Origin of the sequence: Paenibacillus sp. P2(2022) (assembly GCF_029522175.1) — a bacterium.
GTDB classification, from domain to species: domain Bacteria; phylum Bacillota; class Bacilli; order Paenibacillales; family Paenibacillaceae; genus Paenibacillus; species Paenibacillus polymyxa.
The window spans coordinates 22,349-47,966 of the sequence record NZ_JAKWFI010000003.1 but is presented as its reverse complement, the minus strand read 5'-3'; the positions used below and the strand labels follow the sequence as shown (position 1 = coordinate 47,966).

General features: G+C 41.6%; 16 protein-coding genes and 1 pseudogene. 13 read left to right on the top strand and 4 right to left on the bottom strand.

The features are described 5' to 3' along the window. Positions 1-116: 116 nt before the first annotated feature. On the bottom strand, positions 117-1,742 hold the full coding sequence (locus MMB75_RS12055; protein WP_016822965.1) for a nitrite/sulfite reductase: 1,626 nt from the start codon (positions 1,740-1,742) through the stop codon (positions 117-119). 355 nt (positions 1,743-2,097) lie between these two features. On the opposite strand from MMB75_RS12055, the gene MMB75_RS12050 reads away from it, so the two are divergent. The 4 genes from MMB75_RS12050 (at position 2,098) to MMB75_RS12035 (ending at position 8,983) form a co-directional block, all read left to right on the top strand. Beyond that, a complete protein-coding gene (locus MMB75_RS12050) occupies positions 2,098-3,330 on the top strand; it encodes a S1C family serine protease (protein WP_019688752.1) in 1,233 nt (410 codons plus the stop codon). A 48-nt stretch (positions 3,331-3,378) separates the two neighbouring features. Next, a complete protein-coding gene (locus MMB75_RS12045) occupies positions 3,379-5,292 on the top strand; it encodes a stalk domain-containing protein (protein ID WP_016822967.1) in 1,914 nt (637 codons plus the stop codon). Between the two features lie 306 nt (positions 5,293-5,598). Beyond that, positions 5,599-6,039, top strand: a complete 441-nt coding sequence (locus MMB75_RS12040) for a GNAT family N-acetyltransferase (RefSeq protein WP_045244617.1) — start codon at positions 5,599-5,601, stop codon at positions 6,037-6,039. Positions 6,040-6,472: 433 nt separating this feature from the next. Further along, positions 6,473-8,983: a U32 family peptidase gene (locus tag MMB75_RS12035; protein ID WP_016822969.1), complete on the top strand. Its 2,511-nt coding sequence runs from the start codon at positions 6,473-6,475 to the stop codon at positions 8,981-8,983. 102 nt (positions 8,984-9,085) lie between these two features. Here MMB75_RS12035 and MMB75_RS12030 read toward each other — a convergent pair whose 3' ends face one another. Both MMB75_RS12030 and MMB75_RS12025 read right to left on the bottom strand, forming a co-directional pair. After that, positions 9,086-9,523: a GtrA family protein gene (locus MMB75_RS12030; RefSeq protein WP_225164815.1), complete on the bottom strand. Its 438-nt coding sequence runs from the start codon at positions 9,521-9,523 to the stop codon at positions 9,086-9,088. Positions 9,524-9,536: 13 nt separating this feature from the next. After that, complete coding sequence (locus tag MMB75_RS12025; protein WP_016822971.1) at positions 9,537-10,568, bottom strand: glycosyltransferase family 2 protein; 1,032 nt, start codon at positions 10,566-10,568, stop codon at positions 9,537-9,539. 187 nt (positions 10,569-10,755) lie between these two features. Between MMB75_RS12025 and galU the strand changes: the two genes are divergently transcribed. The 5 genes and pseudogenes from galU to MMB75_RS26240 all read left to right on the top strand — a co-directional run. Next, entirely contained in the window at positions 10,756-11,637 is an 882-nt protein-coding gene (gene galU, locus MMB75_RS12020) for a UTP--glucose-1-phosphate uridylyltransferase GalU (protein ID WP_016822972.1), read from the top strand. A gap of 1,286 nt (positions 11,638-12,923) precedes the next feature. Further along, positions 12,924-13,091 (top strand): FDLD family class I lanthipeptide, encoded by a 168-nt coding sequence (locus tag MMB75_RS26245; RefSeq protein ID WP_192811795.1) that lies wholly within the window; start codon positions 12,924-12,926, stop codon positions 13,089-13,091. A 75-nt stretch (positions 13,092-13,166) separates the two neighbouring features. Then, positions 13,167-16,397, top strand: a complete 3,231-nt coding sequence (locus MMB75_RS12015; protein ID WP_016822973.1) for a lantibiotic dehydratase — start codon at positions 13,167-13,169, stop codon at positions 16,395-16,397. Next, positions 16,375-17,715: a lanthionine synthetase C family protein gene (locus MMB75_RS12010; protein ID WP_016822974.1), complete on the top strand. Its 1,341-nt coding sequence runs from the start codon at positions 16,375-16,377 to the stop codon at positions 17,713-17,715. Before MMB75_RS12015 ends, MMB75_RS12010 begins: the two co-directional genes overlap by 23 nt. A 291-nt stretch (positions 17,716-18,006) precedes the next feature. Beyond that, a pseudogene (locus MMB75_RS26240) lies at positions 18,007-18,217 on the top strand (transposase); the annotation flags it as partial. Positions 18,218-18,941: 724 nt separating this feature from the next. Here MMB75_RS26240 and MMB75_RS12000 read toward each other — a convergent pair. Further along, positions 18,942-21,392 carry an O-antigen ligase family protein gene (locus tag MMB75_RS12000; RefSeq protein WP_016822976.1) on the bottom strand — a complete coding sequence of 817 codons (2,451 nt, stop codon included), beginning with the start codon at positions 21,390-21,392 and terminating at the stop codon, positions 18,942-18,944. Between the two features lie 150 nt (positions 21,393-21,542). Here MMB75_RS12000 and MMB75_RS11995 point away from each other — a divergent pair, with 150 nt between their 5' ends. Genes MMB75_RS11995 through MMB75_RS11980 form a run of 4 tightly spaced genes read left to right on the top strand, consistent with a single transcriptional unit; the run spans position 21,543 to position 25,611 of the window. Then, entirely contained in the window at positions 21,543-22,331 is a 789-nt protein-coding gene (locus MMB75_RS11995) for an ABC transporter permease (RefSeq protein WP_026065453.1), read from the top strand. A gap of 10 nt (positions 22,332-22,341) precedes the next feature. Further along, positions 22,342-23,649 (top strand): ABC transporter ATP-binding protein, encoded by a 1,308-nt coding sequence (locus tag MMB75_RS11990; RefSeq protein ID WP_017427437.1) that lies wholly within the window; start codon positions 22,342-22,344, stop codon positions 23,647-23,649. Positions 23,650-23,662: 13 nt separating this feature from the next. Then, on the top strand, positions 23,663-25,201 hold the full coding sequence (gene asnB / locus MMB75_RS11985) for an asparagine synthase (glutamine-hydrolyzing) (RefSeq protein ID WP_038978184.1): 1,539 nt from the start codon (positions 23,663-23,665) through the stop codon (positions 25,199-25,201). Beyond that, positions 25,198-25,611, top strand: a complete 414-nt coding sequence (locus MMB75_RS11980) for an FAD synthase family protein (protein WP_016822980.1) — start codon at positions 25,198-25,200, stop codon at positions 25,609-25,611. The genes asnB and MMB75_RS11980 overlap by 4 nt, the downstream gene beginning before the upstream one ends. The last annotated feature ends 7 nt before the right edge of the window (positions 25,612-25,618 follow it).

The window sequence follows — 25,618 nt, the reverse complement described above, 5'->3', positions numbered from 1 at the left end:
CCGGTGTCTTTTTTATGAAATCGAAGAAGTAGCAAGTAGGTATGGCACTGTGGTGTGGCATAAGAAACAGCCTGCTTGTATATAAAATACAAGCAGGCTGTTAATGGGCTTTATGTCTAGGATGCAACGTGGCTGGACTGTAAAATGGCAGACAACTTCTCTTGGAAAGACGGAATGCCTACACGCTGTACATACGCATAAAAGCTTTCGCCAGCAATCCTATTTTCTTTGTAAAACAGAATAAGCTCTGCCAATACAGGACCAACCTGATCGCCACGCACGCGGCCTTTGAGTGCCTTGTTGAACTGGGCATCTGCTCCAAGTGCCCCGCCGACAGCGATGTCGAACGCGTCAACCATGCCTTCAGGTGTCTTAAGGAGCGAGCCTTGCAGTCCAATGTCGGCAATATGCTTTTGACCGCAGGAATTCGGGCAACCAATAAAATGGATGCGCACCTTTTCATCCAATTGTACGTGCTGATCCAAATACTCGGCAACGTCAATCGCTCGCTTTTTCGTTTCCACAATCGCCAGATTGCAAAACTCATTTCCTGTGCAAGATACTGTACGGCTCATAAAATGCTTGGGCTGTGGTGTCAGGCGTTGCAGCACGGGAGCTTTTAGTAGCTCATCTACTTGATCATCCGGCACACCGCTCAGCAAAATATTTTGCGACATCGTGGTACGAATCTGCCCATCACCGTAGCGGTCAGCCAGGTCGGCCAGTTCATGCAACTCGTCAGCACTGAGGCGACCAACAGGTACGTTCAGACCGACATAGTTCAGACCTTCTTGGGCTTGGGGATGTATACCGTCAAAATAGGCGGCTTGCCAGCCAATGGTTTTATCTTCACCTCGTCCCGGCATTTCGCCAGTGTACTCAGTCAGCTTGGCCAGGAATTTGTCTGGGCCCCAATCGGCAACAAGGAATTTCAGACGGGCATGGTGCCGTTTTTCCCGATAGCCGTAATCACGGAAGATGGTGGTGACAGCAATAGCAACCTTCAGTACTTCCTCAGGACGGACAAACAAATCCAGCGGATGTGCCAAATGCGGCTTGGCGGATAGTCCACCGCCAACCATCACATGGAAGCCAACCACTTCTTTTCCGTTAAGGATCTTGGTTGCCGGTGTGAAGGACAGGTCGTTAATTTCAGCCTGTGCATTATTGTAAGTATTACTGGAGATGGACATTTTATATTTGCGCGGAAGATTGGAAAAGTCGCGATTCAATAAGAAAAAGCGGTTTACTTCATCTACAATCTCCTGAGTATCCACCAGCTCATTAGGATCAATGCCAGCCAGAGGATTGCCGACAATGGTACGAGGGCAGTCCCCACAGGCTTCAAAGGAATACAAACCAACCTTTTCCAGACGTTCGAAAATATCCGGCAAGCTTTCAACGGTCAGCCAGTGAAATTGAATCGCCTGACGGGTGGTGACATCCACAAGATCGCGCCCGTACAGTGCGGAGATGTCCGCTAAGGCACGTGCCTGGGCTGAAGTCATGATCCCTGTATTGATGCGGACGCGCATCATGAAATGACCATCCTTGGGTTTTTGCTGGTAAACCCCAGCCCATTTGAATCGGTCCATATCGTCCGCAGAGATCGAGTCATACCCTTTGTGTGCATAGCTTTCGATGATGGTACGTATAACGTCGAGACCATCCTTTTCCAGCTTGACTAACTCAAACTTGTTAAGCTTATCGGGATGAGCATTCCAGATGGGTTCATAGGCCATCTTTTTAACCTCCTTCATGTGTCTTATTTATACTTGAGATTTTAGATATAGAACTCACGATTTTTTATTTCCGACAATATAACTAAGATATAATGTGATGGTATCATAGTTGGTTATGCCCGTAAACGAAGGAATGGTCCAAAGGGTATAACGATTTTTTATTGTTTTTGCTTATTTTTTTGATATAAGGATTTGGAAAATTTATAATATAAATAGTATGAGAGGATAGGGATGTGGCAAACGGCGCTTTTTTAGAAAAAGATAGGGCTTAAAGCGATTGTATGCGTGTCCCCTCTATGGTAGATTTGGACTAACTGATAGAACAGGGTCATGTTAGAGAGGAAATGGTGAGTATATGCGTAAGATGGGGAAAAGGGTAGCTGTGCTGGCTTTGGGCAGCGCTCTATGTGTTTCTGGAACGGCAGGTGCAGCCAGCAGTGGAGCTGCGTTGAAGGCCAAGGTCATTAATGGCGGGGTCTATGTTAACGTAAGTGATATGAATAAAGCATTAGGAACCAGCGGCGCGTATAACAGCGCAAATGGTACATATACGTTATCGGCCGATCGTGTGCCGCAGGTCGTTAAAAATGTATCTCCTTCGGTAGTCGGCATCATTGGCCGTTCTGCGACAGGAGAGACCGTAGCAGGGGGAGACCGATACAACCTGGCTCACGGCACGGGTGTCATCATTCGGGCAGATGGATGGATTGTTACGAACGCGCATGTAATCGAAGGATTAGGTGATGCCGTAGTTGTAACCTCGGACGGAAAATCTTACGGAATCATCGACAGCTACAGCGATCCGATCAGTGACTTGGCGTTGATTAAAATTAAGGCAAGCGGTCTTAAACCTGCTACCTTTGCAGCTTCTACGAATAGTTTACAGGTAGGCGAGCAGGTAGTAGCTATCGGTACGCCGATCTCCTTTTCACTTCGTAACTCGGCAACCTCAGGTGTTGTTAGCGGGCTGAACCGTGGTGTCAACGCTGCGTATCGTCTCATTCAAAGTGATACCGCGATCAACCCTGGTAACAGCGGTGGTCCGCTGGTCAATCTCAAGGGCGAGGTTATCGGGATCAATACAATGAAGTTCTCAGCGGTCGGAATTGAAAATATGGGCTTTTCGATTCCGGCGGATACAGTGAAATATGTCATCAATCAATTTTTCAAATATGGTGAGGTTCGGCGTGCTAGTCTTGGCCTAGGGCTTGAAGAGAGCTGGTCAGCTATCGTTGGATTACCTACCGAGGACCCTTTGAAAGTCACTAAAGTCACCTCAGCCAGTGCCGTACAGGTTAAAATCAAGGAAGGCGATGAGTTGTATAGTATTAACGGCAAGCGTGTAGCTTCCGCCATTGATGTCAATGAGCTGCTTAAAAACTATCAACCGGGCCAAACGGTGAGTGTACTTATGCAGTCGGACGGTGATATTGTGAAGCGCAAGCTGGTACTGACACAGGATACTGGTGAAATTTATGATTCCATTCAGTCTGGAGAAGATCTTGAAGACTCGAATGAATCAGGAGCTGCTGTAGATGACGGTATAGCGCCTTCGAAGGAAGCGTCAGATTCAGCTACGGGAAAGTGAAGATAACGGCTCATCAATTTATAAAATAAAGCTAAAGGGAGATTTACTGTGAAGCATATGCAAAGAAAAATGATGCGTAAGCTGGGGGTCGGCGCTGTCGCATTGTCCCTTCTGCTTACCGCTTTACCAGCAGTTGCAGCAGATCAAGATAAAAACATATTGGAATTGCGTCTACAAAGCGGCAGCAATACAGCCATCGTGAACGGCCAAAATGCGAATATTACGAAACCCTATTCCAAAAGTGGAGCACTGATGGTTCCGGCTGGTGTGTTTAAAAAGGCATTTAACAGCAAAATTCGCCTAGCTGAAGATAATGTGGTTAAGATCACCAGCGGCACTCACGTTGTATCGCTGACAATTGGTAGTCGTACAGCCTGGGTGAGAGGACACAAGGTGACACTTCCGGCTCCACCGGAAATGTCGTCAGGAATCCTCATGGTGCCTTTGCGTCAAGTAGCAGAAGGACTGGGCGGTAAGATGGAGAAGAACGGCGCAGGAATCATCATTCGGATGGAAGCCCAAGAAGAGGCGGGCACGGTAGCAGAAGAATCACCGAACATTGATAATGATGAGGGCAAGACGCAGATCGGGAATAGTTACTACGATTGGTCCATGAACTATCCAACAGGACTCGTTATCGGTCAGGGAGGTGGAGATGAGAGTATTTCCACATTTATGGACGAGAACAGTGCATACTATATGGAAGTACACACAGCATTACAGCCGGTTCCACTGAATGCAGACGATTTGTTGCAACAATTGGTGCAGGCAGCCAAGGAAACGGGAGAAACTGTAGTGGACCGAAAATCCTTCCCGAAAGCGAAAGTGCCTTATGCTCGTGTTATTACGAAGGATGGGGACGGCGTACTGTGGGAAAATCGTCAGTACTATGACAACGGACGACTGTATGTCGTTTATTTTTCCGATGCTAAAGCAACGAACTATAAAGATCTGGCCCAGTATGCTGGACTGTTGAACTCATTTAAAACCTCTTTTAATGCACAGGATAAAAGTATTAAAGACTTGTCCACTGTAGTAGGAGGCACACGTGAGGCCGGGAATCCAGATTACGGTGTGTCACTCAAAATACCCGCAGGCTGGAAAATGGACGACCAACGAATGCAGTATGAAAGCAATGACGGATCAAGCTTCCACATGAAAATCACCTCTGCTCCAGCAGATGGAAAATTGGAAAACTGGGGTCAGCAACTGCAAAAATGGCTGAGCGATTCATTTGTGTCCACAGCATACGAGGCACAAAAGACGTACCCGTTGGAGGTTGCAGGTGTTCAGGGATTAGTACAGGAGTACCGCTATAATTTTGGGGATGGATGGGTCAAGGAGTACAATGTGCTGATTCAGCAAAATGGATATCGCTACCTGGCTGAATACGCAGTGCCTGAAAAGGTAAGCAAGGGAAATGACCAGTTCAACGCGCTCATTTCTTCGCTTCAAATCGATTTCCAAACAGTAGCGAATAACTTTGGACAATTGGAAGAGGATGACTATCTGGCGGACAAAACGAAAACGATCAAAAAAACGTCTAAAGCATATGAATATACAGTGAATATCCCGCGGTATTGGACTGCGGTTAGCGATCAATTTGAATTGGGCGATATAGAGTATCAATTTACCGGAGGGCGTTTTTCTATCAAAATCGACAACGACCAATCCTTTGAATTAACGGTATCCCAGCTTAAGGACTTCTATGATAAGCAAGCCAAGAACTATAAAAACATTAAAGTGGAGGAAGTTAAGGATGTAACATTTGCTGGTGTGTCGGCAGTGTCCTTTACATTCCACCGTGTGGAGGAAGGCATCGGTTATACAGGTCGCCAAATCGTTCTGGAGCATAACGGTAAAACATATACCGTAACAACGACATTAAACGATGCGAACAACACGGGTGTACAGTCCAACGCACTGGATTCGACGCTGAATTCGTTTAGTTTTGTGAAGTAAAGGGTGAGGATAAAAGATTAGTGAGCTGTAGTGGGTAGAGGCTACGCATGCCATTTGATCCTACGATCGCTGGCGCTTCTTCGGATTCAAATGGCCCGCTTCGCTGGCCACCGCCAAATATTCCTAATCTTTTAGAGAGTGAAGTAAGCAGGGAAGTGCGAAGGCTGCATACTTTTACGAGGCCTTATTTCGCCTTTTTGCTATAACACGACCACCAAGCTTCAACATTGAGCTTTTTCTTACGGCAAGGTCAGTAAGCTTTGGTAATATAAAAAATGGAAGGCGATATATAGGAGGAATCCGAAAATAATTACGCTAAAGGCAGTCGACAAAAGTAATTGGGAAGAATGTGCTGAACTTCAACCGAGCCCTGAGCAACAAAGGTTTATGGTATCTAACCTTTACTCAATTGCGGAATGTCAGTTTTTGGATGGGTTTTTATCTAGAGCGATTTATAATAATGACGTATTGATTGGTTTTACGATGTTTGGTTTAGACCCGGATGACGGGAATTACTGGATTTACCGATTTATGATTGACGAAAGATTTCAAGGCCAAGGCCATGGTTACCATGCAATGTTGCTGGTTATTGACGAAATAAGGAAAGCCAGTAATCGGACTGATATGATCATGATTGGATATAAACCAGACAATGAACTTGCTAGAAAGCTATACAGAAAATCTGGTTTCAGGGAGGAAGGAATATCACCTTGGGGAGAAATGCTTGCGAAGTATAGCTTTGCCTAGTTAATGGTATGATGACGCACCTCCAATGCACCGCTGACCGGGATTGGAGGTGTTTTTGTATTTCAGTATTATATTTTTAAAGGAATCGCTTGGAAAGTGTAGAAGCTTGGGGCGCAGTCTGGTACACTAGATTAGTTACAAGATAAGAATAATTTCTGCCGCAGATGTTTGTGATGCGGATTTTTTGAGTTGGATGCGTTTCAGGTAAGTGACCGATGGTTCAGCGTGTGAATGATCGGACAAGATGATAGAGACAGATAGGCTTAAGAAATAAGATTCTTAGTAGGTTTCCATATCCCTGACTGAACATAACCAGCTTTGGAATGAGTGGATGGAACATTAATGAGATTACCAAGTAAGCAGCATAGCTGCCCTGAAAACAACGATGCTCCAATGAGGGACCATTCGTTTTCAGCATATAGGGAGGGCAATAATGAAATCAGCAGTACGAAGAGAAGATGTCGAGCTTCTGGCACCAGCAGGTGACTGGGATTGTATGCGTGCGGCGGTAGCGAACGGAGCCGATGCAATCTTTTTTGGGGTGGAAAAGTTCAATGCACGGGCACGGGCGAATAATTTTCGCATGGATGAATTGCCCGAAATTATGGCCTTTTTGCATAGCTACGGGGTTAAGGGCTTTTTGACATTCAATATACTGGTATTTGAAAATGAGCTGGAGGACGCTAAAGAGCTGGTTGATGCCTGTATTGATGCCGGTGTCGATGCCCTAATTGTTCAGGACATGGGCTTGGTGAAAATGATTCGCGACATTTCGCCGGATTTCCCGATCCATGGTTCTACTCAAATGACGATTACCTCGCCGGAGGCTGTAGAATTCACGAAGCCGTACAACATGGAACGGGTTGTGCTGGGGCGTGAAAATAATCTAAAACAGATTCAAAAAATTGGCGATCAAGCGAGACTTCCGATGGAAGTATTCGTGCATGGAGCGTTGTGCGTATCTTATTCAGGCCAATGCCTGACTTCAGAAATGTGGGGCGGACGCTCTGCAAACCGTGGTGAATGTGCACAGGCATGCCGTTTGCCTTACGATTTGATGGTGGATGGAGAGCAAAAGCCGATGGCCGATGTGACATATCTGCTATCCCCCAAGGATCTGGCAGCCATTGATTTGATGCCAGAACTGATCGATGCAGGTGTGGTTTCCTTTAAAATTGAAGGGCGACTGAAAACGCCTGAATATGTAGCGAATGTGGTTAGCAAATATCGCAAGGCCATTGACAAGTATTTTGACGGCGATACGTCCAAGACGAGCAAAGAAGATATCCGCGAGCTGCAGCAGAGTTTTTCACGCGGCTTTACACACGGGTTTCTGGAAGGAACGAATAACAAAAAGCTGGTGGACGGTACGTTCCCGAAAAGCCGGGGCGTGTATCTCGGCCGAGTGGAGCAAATCCTACGTGATGGTGTAGTATGCCGTATCGACGCCCCGCTCAAGCGTGGCGATGGTATTGTATTTGATGCAGGAGATCCTACGCAAAAAGAAGAAGGCGGACGCGTATATGATATCCGCCGCAAGGGCGTGAAGATTGAAGGCGAAGCTGGAGAAGGCTGGATCGTTGACATCGTAGCGGGACGCAATGATGTGGATCTGCGCCGAGTGCACGTGGGCGACCGTATTTGGAAGACCAACGACCCGGCGCTGGACAAGCGTCTGCGCCAGTCGTACGAAACCGAAAAACCGTACCGTGTCTTCCCGGTACATGTGCGGGTCAGCGGCTCCCCAGGACAGCCGCTGTCGACATGGTGGACCGACGTGCAGAAAGGCACAACGGTCCGCGTGGACTCTGAGCTGGAACTTGAAATCGCCCAGAAGCGTCCGATGACGCACGAACTGCTCGAAGAGCAGTTCGGCCGACTGGGCGGAACCGTGTTCCAGCTGGAGGAGTTGGACGTCCATCTGCATGGGGACGTCATCGTACCCATGCGCGAGCTGAACAGCATCCGCCGTCAGGCGGTGGAACTGCTCGCGGGCGAGCGCCCCAAACCACCCGTATACACGAAGCGGGCGGTAGAGGTGTATGGCGATGCAGCGACTCCGGCATCGTCTGTGGCACGTGGTCAGGCAGAGCTGACCGCGCTGTGCCGCAGCCTCCCTCAGGTGGAGGCTGCGCTTGAGGCCGGCGTGGAGTTCATCTACGCCGACTTCGAGTTCATCAAGCAATTCCCGGCAGCCGTAGAGGCTGTGCACGGCGCTGGGCGCCGAATTGCGCTGGTGACTCCGCGTATTCACATGCCAGGCGAAAACGGATATCACAACAATATCCTGCGCCTGCAACCGGATGCTGTGCTGGTACGCAATCCGGGAGCATTGTATTTTTACATGCGTCACCGCTTGGAGAACCCGGATGCACATCATCCGCAATTGATTGGCGACTTCTCGCTGAATATCGCCAACCATAAAGCGGCTGACCTGTTCCTGGATTCCGGCTGCGACCTGGTGACACCGTCATATGATTTGAACATCCAACAGATGGTCGATATGCTGGGACGTACACGTACCGACAAGCTGGAGATCGTCATCCAGCAGCATTTGCCGATGTTCCATACCGAACACTGCGTGTATTGTACTTTTATGAGTGAAGGCACAGACTACACCAACTGCGGTCGTCCATGTGAGGACCATCGTGCATCCCTGCGTGATCGTATTGGAATGTCTCACCCGGTTCGTGTGGACGAAGGATGCCGTAATACGGTGTACAACGCGATTGAGCAATCAGGCGCGGAATACCTGACTAACTTCCTAGAACTAGGCGTGTCCCGTTACCGCGTGGAATTTTTGGAGGAGACACCAGAGCAAGTTCATGAGGTTATTGATCTCTATAACCGTGCCTTGCGCGGAGAAATTAGCGGAACACAAGTATGGAAGACGCTGAAAGCGACGAATCAGCTAGGGGTTACACGTGGGCAACTGGTGAAGTAACAAGGCTGCTATAGAAAAAGCGAAAAGGGTATGTGCTTTGACAGCACATACCCTTTTCTATTTGCTAGTTTATATAAAAAATTACCATTGAGCCTCTTATTGCTATACTTTTTGGGCGCTTGTTTTCTTAGAAAAAACAATAAATTTTTGTCCAACATAATTAATTAAAGTATAGAAAACATTCCCGATTAGAATAGACACGTTGCCTAGAATCTCATTATTTTTAATGCTCAAACTTGAGATCAGGTAGTGACTGATTAGATAGCTGAGACAATACGACAGTATATAGCATATCAATATAATAGAGATGAACTTCCAAATGGTCTGTCCATGGTTTGCATCATTTTTGAAGGTAAATCTTTTGTTTAAGAAATAGCTTACAGTGGCGCCTACAGAATTACCGATAAAGGTCGATAACCAGTAGTTAGTCTCTAAAATATTAAATAGCAAGAACATGACGGACATGCCGCATATTGTATTTAGAACACCTACGACAAGAAAACGGAAAAAACTATTCTGAAATAAAGTCAAATTAGTCACCTGTTCGCATCTGTTATTGGACCGCTACAGCTTCCCTTTCACTATTATTCACTTTCTTTGTGTTTTCAGTATCAAAGGTGCTCTGGGAATCTAAAATAGTCTCAATAATATATTTAGGTCTTTGTTTTACTTCTTTATATATTTTACCGATATACTCGCCAATGAGTCCGAGTGCGACGAGTTGTAGACCACCTATAAACCAGATGGACAACATTAGAGAAGACCAGCCCCAAACGGTGGTACCAAGGAACTTGCTAATAAGGGTATAGGCAGCTATTAATAAGCTTATGCCAAACATTCCAAAACCCACAGCCGAAATAAGCCGTATCGGGGTTACGCTAAACGAGGTGATTCCATCGAAAGCAAAAGCGAGCATTTTCTTTAAAGGATATTTGGATTCACCTGCAAAGCGTTCGTGTCGATCGTAATACACTTCAGTAGACTTATAACCTATTAACGGAACTAGACCACGTAAAAAGAGATTTACCTCTTTAAAATTGGCTAATTCCTGGAGAACCCTTTTGCTCATTAAACGGTAATCTGCATGATTGTATACGATATTGACGCCCATTTTACTCATCAGACGGTAGAAGCCTTGGGCTGTTGAACGTTTGAAAAATGTATCGGTAGTTCTACTTTTTCGCACCCCATACACGATGTCATTACCTTCTTTGAATTTTATTATGAATTCTCTGATGGCATTGAGATCATCCTGTAGGTCAGCGTCAACGGATATCACACAATCTGAGGTTTCTTTAGCTTCCATTAACCCAGATAATAGAGCGTTTTGATGGCCCGCATTTTTCGCCAATTTGAGACCACTGACAAAAGGATTTTTTAGATTATATGATGCGATGATGTCCCATGTTTGATCACGGCTACCATCATCAACAAACAACATTTTACTATGTTTAGAAATGAGTTCGCTCTCAGCCAACTCTTCCAGAATCACCGTAAGTCTGCTTATGGTTTCAGGCAGTACTTCTTCTTCGTTATAACAGGGAATAACTAACGTTAAAACAGGGTTACTGATTATTGAATCCAAAGAACTCTCTCCTCAAATTTTGGCTTATCTGGTACTCAAATTTCTATCTTTTTTAGTCTATAATATGGTTTACTTAAATTATATAACAATGCAATGACTAAGTGCTATAATAAACTATTAGCAATTTCCAAACGTTACTCAAACTATTGAATAATTTAGTAAGATTTGTCGAAAAGGAGTTTTACCTATGAAAATCCGTAAAGCAATTATTCCTGCTGCGGGATTAGGAACCCGGTTCCTTCCTGCGACCAAAGCGATGCCTAAAGAGATGCTTCCCATTGTAGACAAACCAACCATTCAATATATTATTGAAGAAGCTGTTGCATCTGGTATAGAAGATATCATTATCGTTACTGGTAAAGGCAAAAGGGCAATTGAGGATCATTTTGACTACTCCTTCGAGCTGGAGCATAACTTGACTTCGAAGGAAAAATGGAACCTGCTCAATGAAGTACGCAAGCCATCAGAGATGGCAGATATCCACTATATTCGTCAAAAGGAACCTAAAGGCTTGGGGCATGCCATCTGGTGTGCACGTAAGTTTATTGGTGATGAACCTTTTGCCGTCCTTTTGGGTGATGACATCGTAGAGTCTGAGAATCCATGTCTCAAGCAGATGATTGACGTGTTCGATGAGTATCAGCGTTCTATTGTAGGTGTAAAACAAGTCGATTGGAACGAGGTACATCGTTACGGGATTGTTGAAGGCCATGCACTTACTTCCAAAATCTCTGAGGCGGAACGATTGGTGGAAAAGCCTAAGAAGGAAGAAGCCAACTCCAACTTAGCGATCATGGGACGTTATATCTTGACACCTGATATTTTTGATATCCTAGGTCAGCAATCCGCAGGAGTAGGTGGGGAGATTCAGTTAACGGATGCATTGTCCAAACTGGGAGAAAAGAGTCCGATCCTAGCTTATGAATTTGATGGCAACCGCCATGACGTTGGCGAGAAGCTGGGATTCATTGAAACAACCATTCATTATGCTCTACAGCATAACGAGATTAAGGATGAAGTGCTGGCTTATATGAGACAGGTTATTAAAGAGATTGACCAACAAAAATAAACCTTACTGTAAGAAGTAGGACTGATCCCTATTTGTAAGACAGAGAGCAAATACTTTTCAGTTTAAGGACCAGTTGCTAGAAACGAACTGGCGATTGGTTATTTAGTTCTGTTGAATGCAAATTAAGGTTAGTAGGTAAAGTAGTCCTGAACCGTCCGTTCGACGATGTCCGTTGTTGTATAGCTCAAACCTTGAGATAGCACGTTTCAGACTTTAACGTGGAATGGAACGACTTGATGGAGCATTATCAGCAGTCCCCCCCCTTGCGGGGGAGCTTATGGTAATGCTTTTTACCTTTCCAACTTTCTGATACGCTTTGGATTATAAACGCTGCCTTGATTGCTATGGAGTATTGTACCTGGTAGAAACGGTAATTGGTGAAGCGTATCCAAGACAAACGCGGTATTTTGCTTGTCAGCTACACTTTATGCCACAATTTCTCCATTTAAATTCAAAGATACTCGACAGATACAACATTTTCTCGCCAAACGGTAAATACGTAATTTCCATAACGATTTTTTGCATAGGGCTTCGATCCCGAATTGGTGCTTTAATAGAGATGCACTACTATATAAGTTGGCTGATTCTGTGCGTTTTCGTTTCTTGAGTTTGAGATGACATTGTAACTGCTCACCCTACATGATTTATTGTACAAGTTTATGATTGACCTTATGCTCATAAGAAACAAGTCCGTGGCTTTCCTGTATCCATACCGAGTTTTATGCTGTATGTAGAGTTCGCGAACATTCCTACGAGAAGTTCTTCTCCACGGCCTCGTAGCTGCTTTCTAGTGGAAGTATATGGCTTGAGGAAGACCTATCCATCACAAGCTTGACTTCAAATTCACTTTTCCCGAAATAGATTTCCCCATTGTACTAAGTAGTCTCTGGTGACATCCCCCTTCAACTCCCTTGTACTTTTTAGAGCGTCTAATTGTTGCTTTAAAAACCAATTTTCCGTTTTTTGGTTGCTCAAACTCTGAATGTATGCTCAGGTTCTTTTTTATAGCTGTATTGTTTACCGAGAGGCAGCTTTATCCGTTTCAATTCGCCGTTAAGATACGACCTTAACATGATTTTTACTTGTTCTTATTTCATATGCCCAATTGCTCCATGACTTGTCAGGCCGAGATACTAGCCAGTATCAGGAGATGCTTTCATTGTGTAAAAAAGGTAAAAATTTTAAATAGATGTAATAAAAAGAAACTTTTTTTCTCTTGATGCGTCTTATATATTGAGAGGTTGCCCATTGAGGTTCTCTCAACTTTATCGAAGGGAGGGATTAAGATGAATTCTCCAGAATTAGTCTTTTTCGAACAAGAGGACACCCTTGATTTGGACTTACAAATTAATGATCTAACATTAAAGCAAGCGAAAAATCCTTGCACAAGCACTGTAACTTGTAGTGTTTCTAGATGCCTTGGTACACATGTGACTTGTGAGTGTTGGTGCTAACTTTAAAAGAAATCTGACCCTGGATATTATTTCATACATCCAGGGTCTTTTACTTCAGGAGGAGGTTATCCTATAGTGGATAAAGTTACAAATATAAATATGTTTCAGTCATTAGATTTTTTTATGGTGAGAGTACCACTACTGCCTATTGATTTTTACTATAACTTATTCAGTGAAAGTACTACATATGATGTGACAAGGAACAAGGCTTTATCTTTGTTAACAGACCCTGTTATACGGGAAGCGATCACCATAGCCAGCCCTTCACTTATGAATTCTATCAATAATGTCCTAACCAATAAAAATACTAAAAAAATGAACACGGTGCTACGGGCAGTTGTGAATTATCTAATCAGGCTTTCTTCAAGAGCTACACCTTATGGGATTTTTTCTGGGGTTTCTATAGGTCTCTTTTCGGAACTTAGCTGCTTGGAAGTGGGTGATACTAGGCAGAACAGGAAAATATCCCGTCCAGATATGGAATGGATCATGGGATTGGTTAAATATTTAGAGAAAGAGGGAAATGTGGTAAAACAGTTGGCGGTGCGGACTAATCCAACCTTGTATTTATCTGGTACAAGAATAAAATTGCCATTTTTAAACTATATTGAACAACACCACGATCCTGATGTAAAACGAATGAAAAGTAGTTCGATAAAAGCGTCCAAGCCGGTTCAGCTTGTGATGGATTATGCACAAACTCCGATTCCTTTTGCTAATCTAGTTAAGAAAATACAAGAAGAGTATCCCGAAAACAATGAAACTTTAATAACTGAATTTCTGATGAAGCTATTGAATCAGGAGTTTTTAATTAGCAATTTGAGACCACCATTATGCATAGATAATATGGATTTGCCTTTTGAATATCTACGAAAACAGATAGCACCTATAAACAATATTGAATATATCAAAAAAGGTCTCGATGAAATTAGTGAAGAAATAAAACAATACGATGATTCTCCAATAGGTAAGGGGGAATCCTTGTACAATCAGCTATGTATAAGAATGAGAAAATTAGTTCCAACGAAGGAAACTTTGCAGATTGATATGGAGACAAAAGTAGAAGAAGCCTTTTTAAGCCAAAATGTCTCTAAAGATATTGCTAGATCAGCAGAAATCTTATGGAGGCTGTCGCCGGATTTGAGTAATCCTCATTGGACACAGTACCGAAATGATTTTATAGAGAAATATGGTATTGATTGTCAAGTTCCGATCTTAGAGCTTTTGGACGAAGATTTAGGGTTAGGGGCTCCGCCTGATTATAAATATCCTGAGAGTAGATATAGTTTAGAACACCCAATACTAAATGCAGAGAGAGAGAAGGTTCTGGCAAACTGGATTACAAATGTTATTAAAGAAGGAAAAATAGAAATAGAACTGACGGATGAAAAATTAAAGAGGATCGAGACTTTATCTGATGAGCTTTTGCCCCCTACCTCTATAGAAATGTATGTTACCATAGCAGCAAATAGCGAAGAAGCTTTGAAAAATAACGAATATAAGATCATTATCAACCCCAATTCGGGAAGTGCAGGTGCAGGTAAAACATTTGGAAGGTTTGGACCAATCCTAGATAAGACTGCAAGAGAGAAGATCACGAACACGTATAAAATTCAAGAGGAATACAGAAAAGATGCTATATTTGCTGAACTTGTATATTTAACGGTCAATAGTAGACATTCTAACGTAGTGATTACCAACAAATCATGTAGTCACCAAATTGTGTTGGGAACTAATTATTCCAATGTAGATACTTCAAAACAAATTTCAATTTCTGATTTATATGTAGGATGTACCCACAATTACTTTTATTTAAAGTCACAGTCGTTGAATAAAGAGATAATCCCAGTTTCCACCAACATGCTAAATTACAATAATGCTCCCAATGTATACCGTTTTTTAATGGAAATTTCACAAGAAAGACACAGAAGCATTTTGCCTTTTCAGTGGGGAGGCCTATCGGAATTCCCTATGCTGCCTCGTGTGAAATATAAAAACATAATTTTATCTTTAGCGAAATGGTCGCTTAATAAAAATAACGATGAATTAAAAAAATGTAAAAACGAGGAGGATTGGATTGAGGGTTTTGAAAAGTGGAGAGGGGAGTGGCGCGTTCCAAGATATGTTTATATTACCACTTCTGTTTCAGATAACAGAGTACTAATTGATCTTAAAAATGAGTTTTTTATATTAGAGTTATTTGAGAAATATCATAAATTAAGTGATTCACAATCATTATGGTTAACCGAGAGTGGATTTGAACCAAGTGACGTATGGGCTAGAGGGAAAGAAGGGCGCTTTATCGCAGAGTACGTTATTCCCTTAGTAAGGACAAATGTAGAGGAACCTTTGACCCCGAAGCAGTGTGAAGATATGAATCTTATTCAAAGACCAATCAGAGAGCATTCAAACATTATATATTTACCGGGAAGTGAATGGCTTTATATAAAGCTTTATGGTATGTCTGAACGAGAGGAAGAGTTTATTGGCAATTACATTAGAACATTTTGTGAGCAGGTAGAGAATCAAGGAATAATAAATCGTTATTTTATTGTTAGGTATAAAGATCCGGATCATCATATACGGTTACGACTTCATGGTGAGGAATCCGTTGTTTGTAAACAACTAATCCCTGCTATTCATATGTGGGCTAGACGCCTAAAGGTTGGAGGTCTACTAAGTAAAATAATATTTGATTCATATGAGCCGGAAATTGAGCGATACGGTGGTAAACGTTTAATTAGTATAGCGGAGCGTTTTTTTGCTGTTGATTCGAAGATTACAGTAGAACTGGTCTCTTTAAAATATAACAATAAGCTGAATGTTCCTATAGAGATTATTGGTTTCATTAGTGTAATTGATATTTTAAATCAGTTTATACCAGCGGTAGAACGGCAAGTTACTTGGTTTCATGAAGAAGAATGGCATAAGGAGCATGTAAAAGATTTTATGAAGGATCGCACTTTTTATATAATTTTGTGCGATGTTTCGGACAATTGGTCCTCACTTAGAAATTTGGAATACGGGGACTACTTATTATCTAAGTTTCAAGAGCGAAAAAAAATAATAAATGAATATAAAGAGGCACTTGAACATGAAAAGGATTTAACGAATACATTTTCCAATATTCTAGGTAGCCTCATTCATATGCATTTAAACCGTCTTATAGGTACGAATAGAAAAATGGAAAGAAAGATAATGTCGTTGTTAAGTCATTCTTTATATCATTTTAATGAATCAATAAAGCACAAGAAAAAATGTATTTCAAAGGAGTTGAACGTTGATGACAGTAGTACAAAACAATAAGAGCCTGCATAACGATATTATAAAAATTGTAAGTGTTATAAGTGCCAGGTTGACTGACCCCCAGTATGTACAGACTATATGTTCTTCTGAGCAGAATCATGTAGATAAACAAGAGGAGTTTAATTGGAATGATATAAGCCTGGCAACTGGATTTCCAGCAATCAGTATTTTGTATGGGAGACTAAGTACTGTATTAAAGGATGAGAGATTAAAAGAGTATGCACACTCCTACCTTTTAAGTACTCGTGAATCATTAAAGAAATCAGGAGCGTCATTATCACTATGGGAAGGATTATCTGGTGTTGGATTTGCCGCATATCTATTATCTGACAATGGTATAAAATACAGGAGATTTATCAACCAAATTAACACTTTAATATTGCGTCATGGTAGTGCTGATCTACTGAATGCAAAAAGTGGGCTGGAATCAGGTACGTCAATTAATGATTATGATGTAATTTCCGGATGGAGTGGCATAGGAAGGTATCTGTTACTGTTCTCTGATATACCTGAAATTAGGGAGCTCCTTATTGGTGTTCTTGAGTATCTTGTTCTTCTAAGTAAAGATAGGATTATCAACGATAAACAAGAGGTTCCGAATTGGTATATTTCAAATGAATATTTACTTTCACATGAAAAGGATGAATATCCATTTGGATATTTTAATATGGGTTTAGCTCATGGAGTTCCTGGCCCCTTGGCATTATTATCTATAGCGTTACTTCAAAATATAAAGGTACCTGGTCAAATAGAGGCAATTCAACGATACTGTGACTGGATAACAAAATGGAAATTGGAACAAACAGATAGAATACAATGGCCCTTAATTATAAGCTACGAAGAATTTACAAACGATCAATTATACGCTAAAAAACATCGGGATGCTTGGTGTTATGGTTCGGCAGGTGTTGCGAGGAGTCTATTTTTAGCAGGTAGATCCATCGGGGATAGAAGCTTGGAGGTTTTAGCTGTAAACGCATTTAAATCGATATACAAAAAATCTATCGAAGAGTGGAATATTTATTCACCAACGGTATGCCACGGATATTCAGGATTATTGAAAATTACCTATCATATGTATCGGGACACGCACGATCCTGAATTGCAAGAAAACTATCAAAGCTTGCTCCGAACGGTCGTTAAAATGTTTGATGAAGAATCGGCATTTGGTTTTTATGATTTATATAGGGATTCTAATTCTACTAAGAATTTAAATTATGTAGGTTTACTTGACGGTGTTTCGGGAATAGCCATGACATTACTAGATTCTCTTTATCCTGATGAAAAGGATTGGGGGGCGAGCTTATTGATTTGCTAAGGTAATAAGTAAAGTAACGGATGAATTACTCAAACCACAGAGAGGAACTGGTTAGCGTTCTTAATCGATAACAGGGTTACAATTCCACTCAAAAGATGAACAATAAAAAGGGGTATCTCAAAGGCAGTTTTTTATAGTGAAACAGCCTATGAGACGAATTATAATTAACTTCATGAGAAAAAGCGTAGGTTACAAGGCTGAATTAGTCCGAAATCTGCGCTTTTTGATTCACTAGAGTCTGTAAGATAGTTTGTTTAGTAAAATGGAAGTCATAGAAAGGGGGAAGAATACATGGGGCTTTGGTCAAAAGAGCAACTGCGAGCTTTCATTAAGGAGAAAAACCAGGTGACTGCACAGGAGGTGTTGGAAGTAGAAATGGACGCGCTCCTGGGCTAGGAGAAGCAAGAGATCAAGGGTAAAATGACGCCAAACAGCCGTAACAGCAATAGCAAGAAAGAACGTCGTTAGCGAGTATGACGAGCAGAAGCTTGCTGTACCTCGACGTGACGAGCGGCCAGCCAAATGAATGGAATAGCTCTTAAACGGCTTTGACGATTTGACGGGATGAGTAGATGCGCTGTATATAGGCGTAGAAAATGAATTTGATGAGCTTATTGCGATGATTGTTGTTTCGTCCCTTTCAGGGTAGGTTGCGTCTAAGGTGGTGTCATCGAGCCAATTCAGAGCCTCACTTACAACGTGAGCGAGTTGATCCTGAGGACTTCTCGAATGGACTCGACCCAAGCAATGACGACTTTAGGTTCCACCTTCTTTCCAGCTCCTTGTGCATTTTTTCTACTCTTACTTCTTCAAGCTCCAAAGAGTGTTCACGGACCTTGTCCGTAGCTGTATTGCTTGCCCACAGGCTGCTCCAGACGGTATACTCCGTTTTTTCATCCACGTTTTGAGCTCTGTGTCATATTCCGTATCTCCAACTGCTCTATAACCTCTTTTACAGGTACTCCTGCCAATCTCATTTCGGGGGCTCTCACTTTTTATTTCTAACGGGTAACTCACTCTAGTTGCCAACGCAAAAACACCTTCAAGGTTATCCCCCTATCTTACGACAGGATTACATTCTCTTGAAGGTGTTTTAATTGTCTCACGTTGTGGGGTAGTCCCACATCCATTTTAGCAAGGATAGGCTTTTCTGTTTTTTAGGACATCCCATCGATTTATGGGACAGCCTCAAATAAACAAAACAGAGAACAACTAAACTCCAGGGACTATTCTCTTTTCAGTTCGTTTATCAGTTCTTTTTCCTTGGGATCAGCTTGAATCAGCTTATCGTACAATGCTTTGTCATCTTGTCCCTGCTTTTGCAAAGCGGCAATATAGTATCGGGTTACCTCACGATTCGTAGCGTCACTCAGATCGTCCTTCAAGCCGTTTTTCAGGATGACGGCAGCCTCGGCGGGTTTACCTGACATGAACTCAATTTTTCCAGCACTGAGCGCAATGCTTGGAGTTACTTCAAAAGTACGTATCAATTGAATTTCAGGTGGAATCGTCTTAAGATGAGCTACCCCATCTAGAACCTGCTGATAAGCAGCAAGACCTGCTTGGAAATACTTCTGTTCCTTGGCTGAGTCCTTAGCCAATCGAGCTTTATTGCCAAATTCAAACGCTTGGGTAATCAGCAAATTGTACCAATCCAGATCCCAGGTGAAGTTAGCACGGTTATTTTCCAAAATGGCAAATGCCTTGTCATTGTTTCCTTTAGCTTGCTCAAGTCGCATTTTGATAAACAGCATATTTCTATTATACGGTTCTGCCTGCAGCCCCAAATCAACAATGGTCATACCGCCTGTATAGAACTCTTCGCGTTTGGTTTGCTTGTAGACCTGATAATACATACTAGACAAACCAACAATTGAATCAATATGAGTTGGGCGCAGATTCAAATCCTTATTATAAGCAGCTTGTCGTTGTTCGAACGAATTGCTGCTTTCCAGCGCTTTTGCTTCCCAGGCAGCATTGCTGGCTTGTGCAAAGCGCAGCCCTACAAACAGAAGCACAATACTGAGAACACAAATGACGATACTATAAATCGGACGGAAACCTTCAGGCTTCATCGCCAAGCGTTTTACAGGTTGTGCATCCATTGCTGCAGCCATACCCCCGAGTCCAATAAACACCAGTATACCCATGAACACATAACTCATATTAAAGTCCAATAGACTATGGAGCAAAATGGACATTGCCAAGATCAGGTAAAGGAAGTGGCTATCCCGCTTTTCCTCATCGCTCTTGATGTAACCTTTAATGTATTTATAGAAGATATAAAGGATAAACGCCATAAAAATAATGAATCCAAGAATACCGGCCTCTACCAGATACTGCATGAAAAAGTTATGTGCCTGTGCGCTTGTGTAGCCATAGTCTTGATATTTTCCATACAGCGTAGCCCAACCGCCGCCACCTGCGCCAATCAACGGATAATCAGCAATTAGCTTGGAAGCATCGCGATAAAAGGTTATACGTTCCAGCACACTATGCTGTTGGAAGTTGATATTTTCCAGACGTGTCTCTACATTGGCTGGTAGAAAAGTTCGTAGTCCTGTACCAATGAGCAGGAACGCAACTACACCAATCACGACCACAGAGCCAACAGGCAGCCACAGATTAGAGAGTTTACGTGAGGCTAGACCGTGCATCCTTTTTTCCAAACGAGATCCCAGAGAGGTTTGTATAAGCCATAGAACAACTGCAGTCACCAAGGAAGTCCCAAGAAGCAGTCCCCAGCCTTTAGCAGCCACAGCACCGTTGTAGGTCTGATTCAGCTGTAATCCCCAATTTGTAATAGGACTCAAAATAGCAAGTGAAACGACACCCGCAATTGCGCAATGTAAAAGCCATAAGATTTGCCGTGCTGGCTTAAAGAACAGAAGTAAAAGAACAAATACGACTGGCAGCATTATGAGACCACCACGTGAAAGTGTCAGGAACAGTGATACCAATATAGGCACCAGCATAAAGGCATGAGTCGCTTTTCCATACCACGTCTTCGACTTCATCAGACAAAAGATAGCTGCGAACAAAAATGCCATCAAAAATGCCGCATATGTATTCGCGTACTGGAAGACGGAAGTGAGACGCGGACCATTAGTATCTATCTTTATGGCATCAACGTAGCGATTACCGCTTACCATTGTTGAGAACCAATCCACGAGTCGTCCGGCCAATACCCACTGTCCAAACCAGTTGATGAGGCCGAAGCCTATAATAATATAAGCTACGGTCATAATCGCGGTTTGGATGATCTGGTTGCTCAACCGATCTCGCAAGGCGTACAATGTAATGATGAAGAACGAGGCATAGATGCACTGCACCACTACCATGTTCATCGCGAGATAATGAGAAGCAGCAGAAATCAATGAAAGCACGAACGTCAGCGGAAGTAAGATAACAAGCACAGCCAACCAGTCTCTTTGATCTTCCAATTTGAAATTCTTATAATAGGTTACGATTCCCAATATCAGCAGAATCGTGCTGATGATCAAAGCCCAATACAGAGGCTTCTCAAAGTCGAGCATTTGACCATTAAAAAGCGCCGCCTGGAAGGGGGCCCAAGCTAAAAACAAAATCATGCCAACAATTAACACCCAAAACATAGCCGGCCTTTTATCGTCACGGGTCGACGTTTTGGCCTGTTTCCCGTATACTGGATTCGACAAGGTTTACAATCTCCTTTTCTTGTAGATACGTCAACATTTTAGCATATAGTAGCTGTCAGAGCCATATCGCAAGAATAAACTTCCCACATATTTACATTGTTGTATTGTAAGAGACTTACCAAACCATGTTTAAGGTCGTGACACACTCGTATGAATTTAACTCAAAACTTTTCGAAAAATTTAAAGTTACTTTGGGAATTGTCTAAAAAGGATATACAATCTAGGTACCTTGGTTCATTTATGGGGGTACTCTGGGCTTTTATACATCCTATGGTGTCTATACTTGTTTATTGGGTCGTATTTCAGGTTGGTTTTAAAAATGTACCTATTGGTGATACACCCTTTATACTTTGGTTACTAACAGGCATGGTGCCGTGGTTATTCTTTTCGGAAAGCTTGTCAACTGCAACCAATAGTATTATTGAAAACAATTATCTGGTAAAGAAAATTGTTTTCCGAGTAGGCTTGCTACCAATGGTAAAAATTTTGGCTGCTCTTTTTGTCCATGTGTTTTTTATCATCGTTCTTTTCATTATGTTCAAAATATACAATGTTGAATTTACGATGTATAACATTCAAATCCTTTATTATTTATTGGCCACCATTCTTCTTTCTTTGTCCATTTCTTACATAACAGCGACATTGGTTGTTTTTGTAAAAGATGTTGGTCAAATTGTAGGAGTGTTTATTCAATTGTTTTTCTGGCTTACGCCAATCTTTTGGAATTTGAATATTGTCGAGGATAAGTATCAGTTTTTCTTTAAACTTAATCCTGTTTTCTATATTGTTGAAGGATATCGTGATACCTTTATTAATCACAAATGGTTCTGGGAGCATCCATCCATGACGATCTACTTTTGGGCTATTGTGATCATCGCAGGTACGATAGGAATCAAAATTTTCAAAAAAATGAAATCTCATTTTGCTGATGTATTGTGAGGAGAAGAGTATGACTCAAACAGAATCAGTTGCTGTAGAAGTTAATAATGTCACTAAAATATATAAAATATATGATAATCCCAATGAACGTTTAAAAGAGGCTATTCATCCTTTTAAAAAGAAATATCATTCTGATTTCAAAGCCATAAGTGACCTTTCCTTTTCTATTAAAAAAGGGCAAGCGATTGGCATTATCGGTAAAAATGGTTCGGGCAAATCGACTCTTTTAAAAATGATTACAGGCGTAATTACGCCTACCCATGGAAGCATAAAGGTGAATGGGAAAGTTGCGGCTCTGTTGGAACTCGGTGCTGGGTTTAATCCGGATTTAACTGGAATGGAAAATATTTATTTAAATGGTACGCTTATGGGCTATAGCAAAGCAGAAATGGATGAGAAGGTAGAAGATATTACATCCTTTGCGGATATTGGGGACTTCATTAATCAACCAGTCAAAATGTACTCCAGCGGTATGTTTGCCCGATTAGCCTTTGCAGTAGCCATCAATGTTGATCCAGACATTTTGATTGTGGATGAGGCCTTGTCTGTTGGAGATATTTATTTTCAGGCCAAATGTATCACCAAAATGAAGGAGCTCTCTAAAAAGAGCACAGTTTTATTTGTCTCTCATTCCATGGATACCATTAAGAGTTTTTGTGATACAGCATTGCTTATTGATAAGGGACACATGGTCGAAATTGGTCCAGTGAAGCGCGTAGCACAAATTTATGAAAATATTATTAACCAGGAAATTGCAGATATGAAGCGTGTCCAATCTTTGGATACATTTGTGAATTCCGAAACGGATAAAAAGAGTACGCTGTTGTTGTTAGAAGAGGATCCTGCTTTTGCAAAACGTGCCAATGAGTTTCGTTCAGGAACGGGAGATGCACGTTTTATAAGGGCAGACTTGTTAGTCAATGGAGAAGTGGTAAACCAGGTCCCTTTTGGCGAAATGGTTACTTTGCGTTTGCTGGCACAATATTATAAAGATATTGATTCCGAGGGAACCATTGGCTACATGGTTAGAAACCATACTGGTGTAGATGTGTTTGGCATGAATATCTACAATAAGGCCAAATTAGTCCCGAAAATGCAAGCAGGGGGCATTCTTGAGGTTAACTTTAATTTCCGCAATCTTTTGTCTGAAAGTGGTAAATACACCATTTCTATTGGCTTAAAGCCTAAGCCGTTTGAGCCTCTTTATTTGGATAGCGTAAGTATAGCAGCTGTTTTTGAGGTTCCTAAGCCAGAGAATAATTACGTACCAGGTTTAATATTTGTAGATAATACAATAGATTTGCAAGTTATTAATTAAGGCTGGTGATAAAATGTGTGGGATTTTGTTTTCTAATGTAGCTATAAATAAAGAAGCATTTCTTAATTCATTAAATATAATGAAGCATCGGGGGCCTACGGCCCCGCTTTGTGTATACCAGCATGAAAATTTTATGCTTGGTCACAACAGATTAAGCATTTTAGATCTGGATCAGAGAAGTGATCAGCCTTTTTTTTCTGATGATGGAAGATATGTGATTATATTTAATGGAGAAATCTATAATTATAAAGAATTAGCTTCTACTTATTCAATTCAAATGAGAACAAACTCAGATACTGAACTTTTATTGAAGCTTTACATTCAATATGGTCCCCAAATGTTGAATTGGCTTAATGGAATGTTCAGTTTTATTGTTTTAGACGTCCAGCACAAATCATTTTTTGCAGCACGAGATCGTATGGGAGTAAAGCCGCTTTATTACAACAAAAATGGTGAAGAGTTCATTTTTAGTTCTGAAATTGCTCCATTGCTCCCATTAGTTCACAACGTTTCTTTAGATCAAGCAGCTGTAAGACAATATAAAAAAATGAGATGTTTTTTTAATAATCGTACTGTCTATAATGAAATAAAAGAGTTTCCCCCAGGATATTACTATGAGAATGGCGAATTTATTAAATATTGGGAACTTGATTATTCAGAGAAAGAGCCGCCTTCTGATGAGGAACTTGAGTTTTTAATTCGTTCTGCAGTAGAGTACCGCAAAATCGCAGATGTTGAAATTGGAAGTTACCTTAGCGGAGGCTTGGATAGCACGATTATTACTGCACTCGCTGGAGTAGAGCATACTTGGACTGTTGGCTTTGAAGATTATAATGAGTTCGAGTGGTCTGAAATCGCAGCAACAAGATATAACACTATTCATCACCCGATATTATTTGATCCTGATCGCTTTTTATCATTAGCTCGTGAACTGGTGATTGTAAAAAAAGAGCCTCTGTCTGTGCCCAACGAAGTGTTGCTGTATCATATGACACAACAAGCATCTGCTAAGAACACAGTCATATTAAGTGGAGAAGGCGCTGATGAGCTTTTCTTTGGATATGATCGTATCTTCAGATGGGCTAGTAGCACCACAGACTTTGATATCCGAGCCTTTAGTGATCTCTACACCTATGGATCGGAAGATGATTTAGAGATTGTAGAAGATGCATTGGCACCTTTTATGAAGTTAAAGTCCCCTCAAAAAATCGTAGCGGCATTCTTTCAACAAGCCCATTTGCGAGGGTTACTCAAAAGGCTGGATAGTGCCTCGATGTTAAATTCGGTAGAAGCAAGATCTCCTTTCTTGGATTACAGATTAATTGAAAGGCTTGCAGGGGTAGACGCTCAGTATAAGATGAAGGATGGAGTTGTTAAGGCTCCGCTCAAGAGAATTTTTAAAGACATTATCCCAGCAGAGATTGTAAACAGAAAAAAGGTAGGTTTTCCTGTTCAACTTGAAAGAGTCCTATCTTCTGAAAAAATTGAAGGGAAGACGACATTCGACAAATGGTTTAACTTCAATTTAAATACGTTAGGAGAAATCTTATGATTATCGGCTATACTTCCGGAGTCTTCGATTTATTTCATATTGGACATTTGAATTTGTTGAGAAATGCTAAGTCACTCTGTGACAAACTCATTGTGGGTGTGACCACAGATGAGTTGGTTTCATATAAGTACAAAAAAGCGGTCATTCCTTTTGAGGAAAGAATTGAGATTGTTAGAAATATCAAATTTGTTGATACTGTAATTCCTCAGGACTCCATGGATAAATTTGAGGTTTGGCAAAAATTAAAGTATGACGTAATGTTCGTTGGTGATGATTGGTTTCAAAATGAACGTTGGGACCAGTACGAGTTGCAGTTTAAGGAAGTTGGAGTGAAAATTATATATTTTCCCTATACGAAGAGTACATCATCAACTTTACTGAATGAGACATTACTGAAATTAAGAAAATAAGTGGATT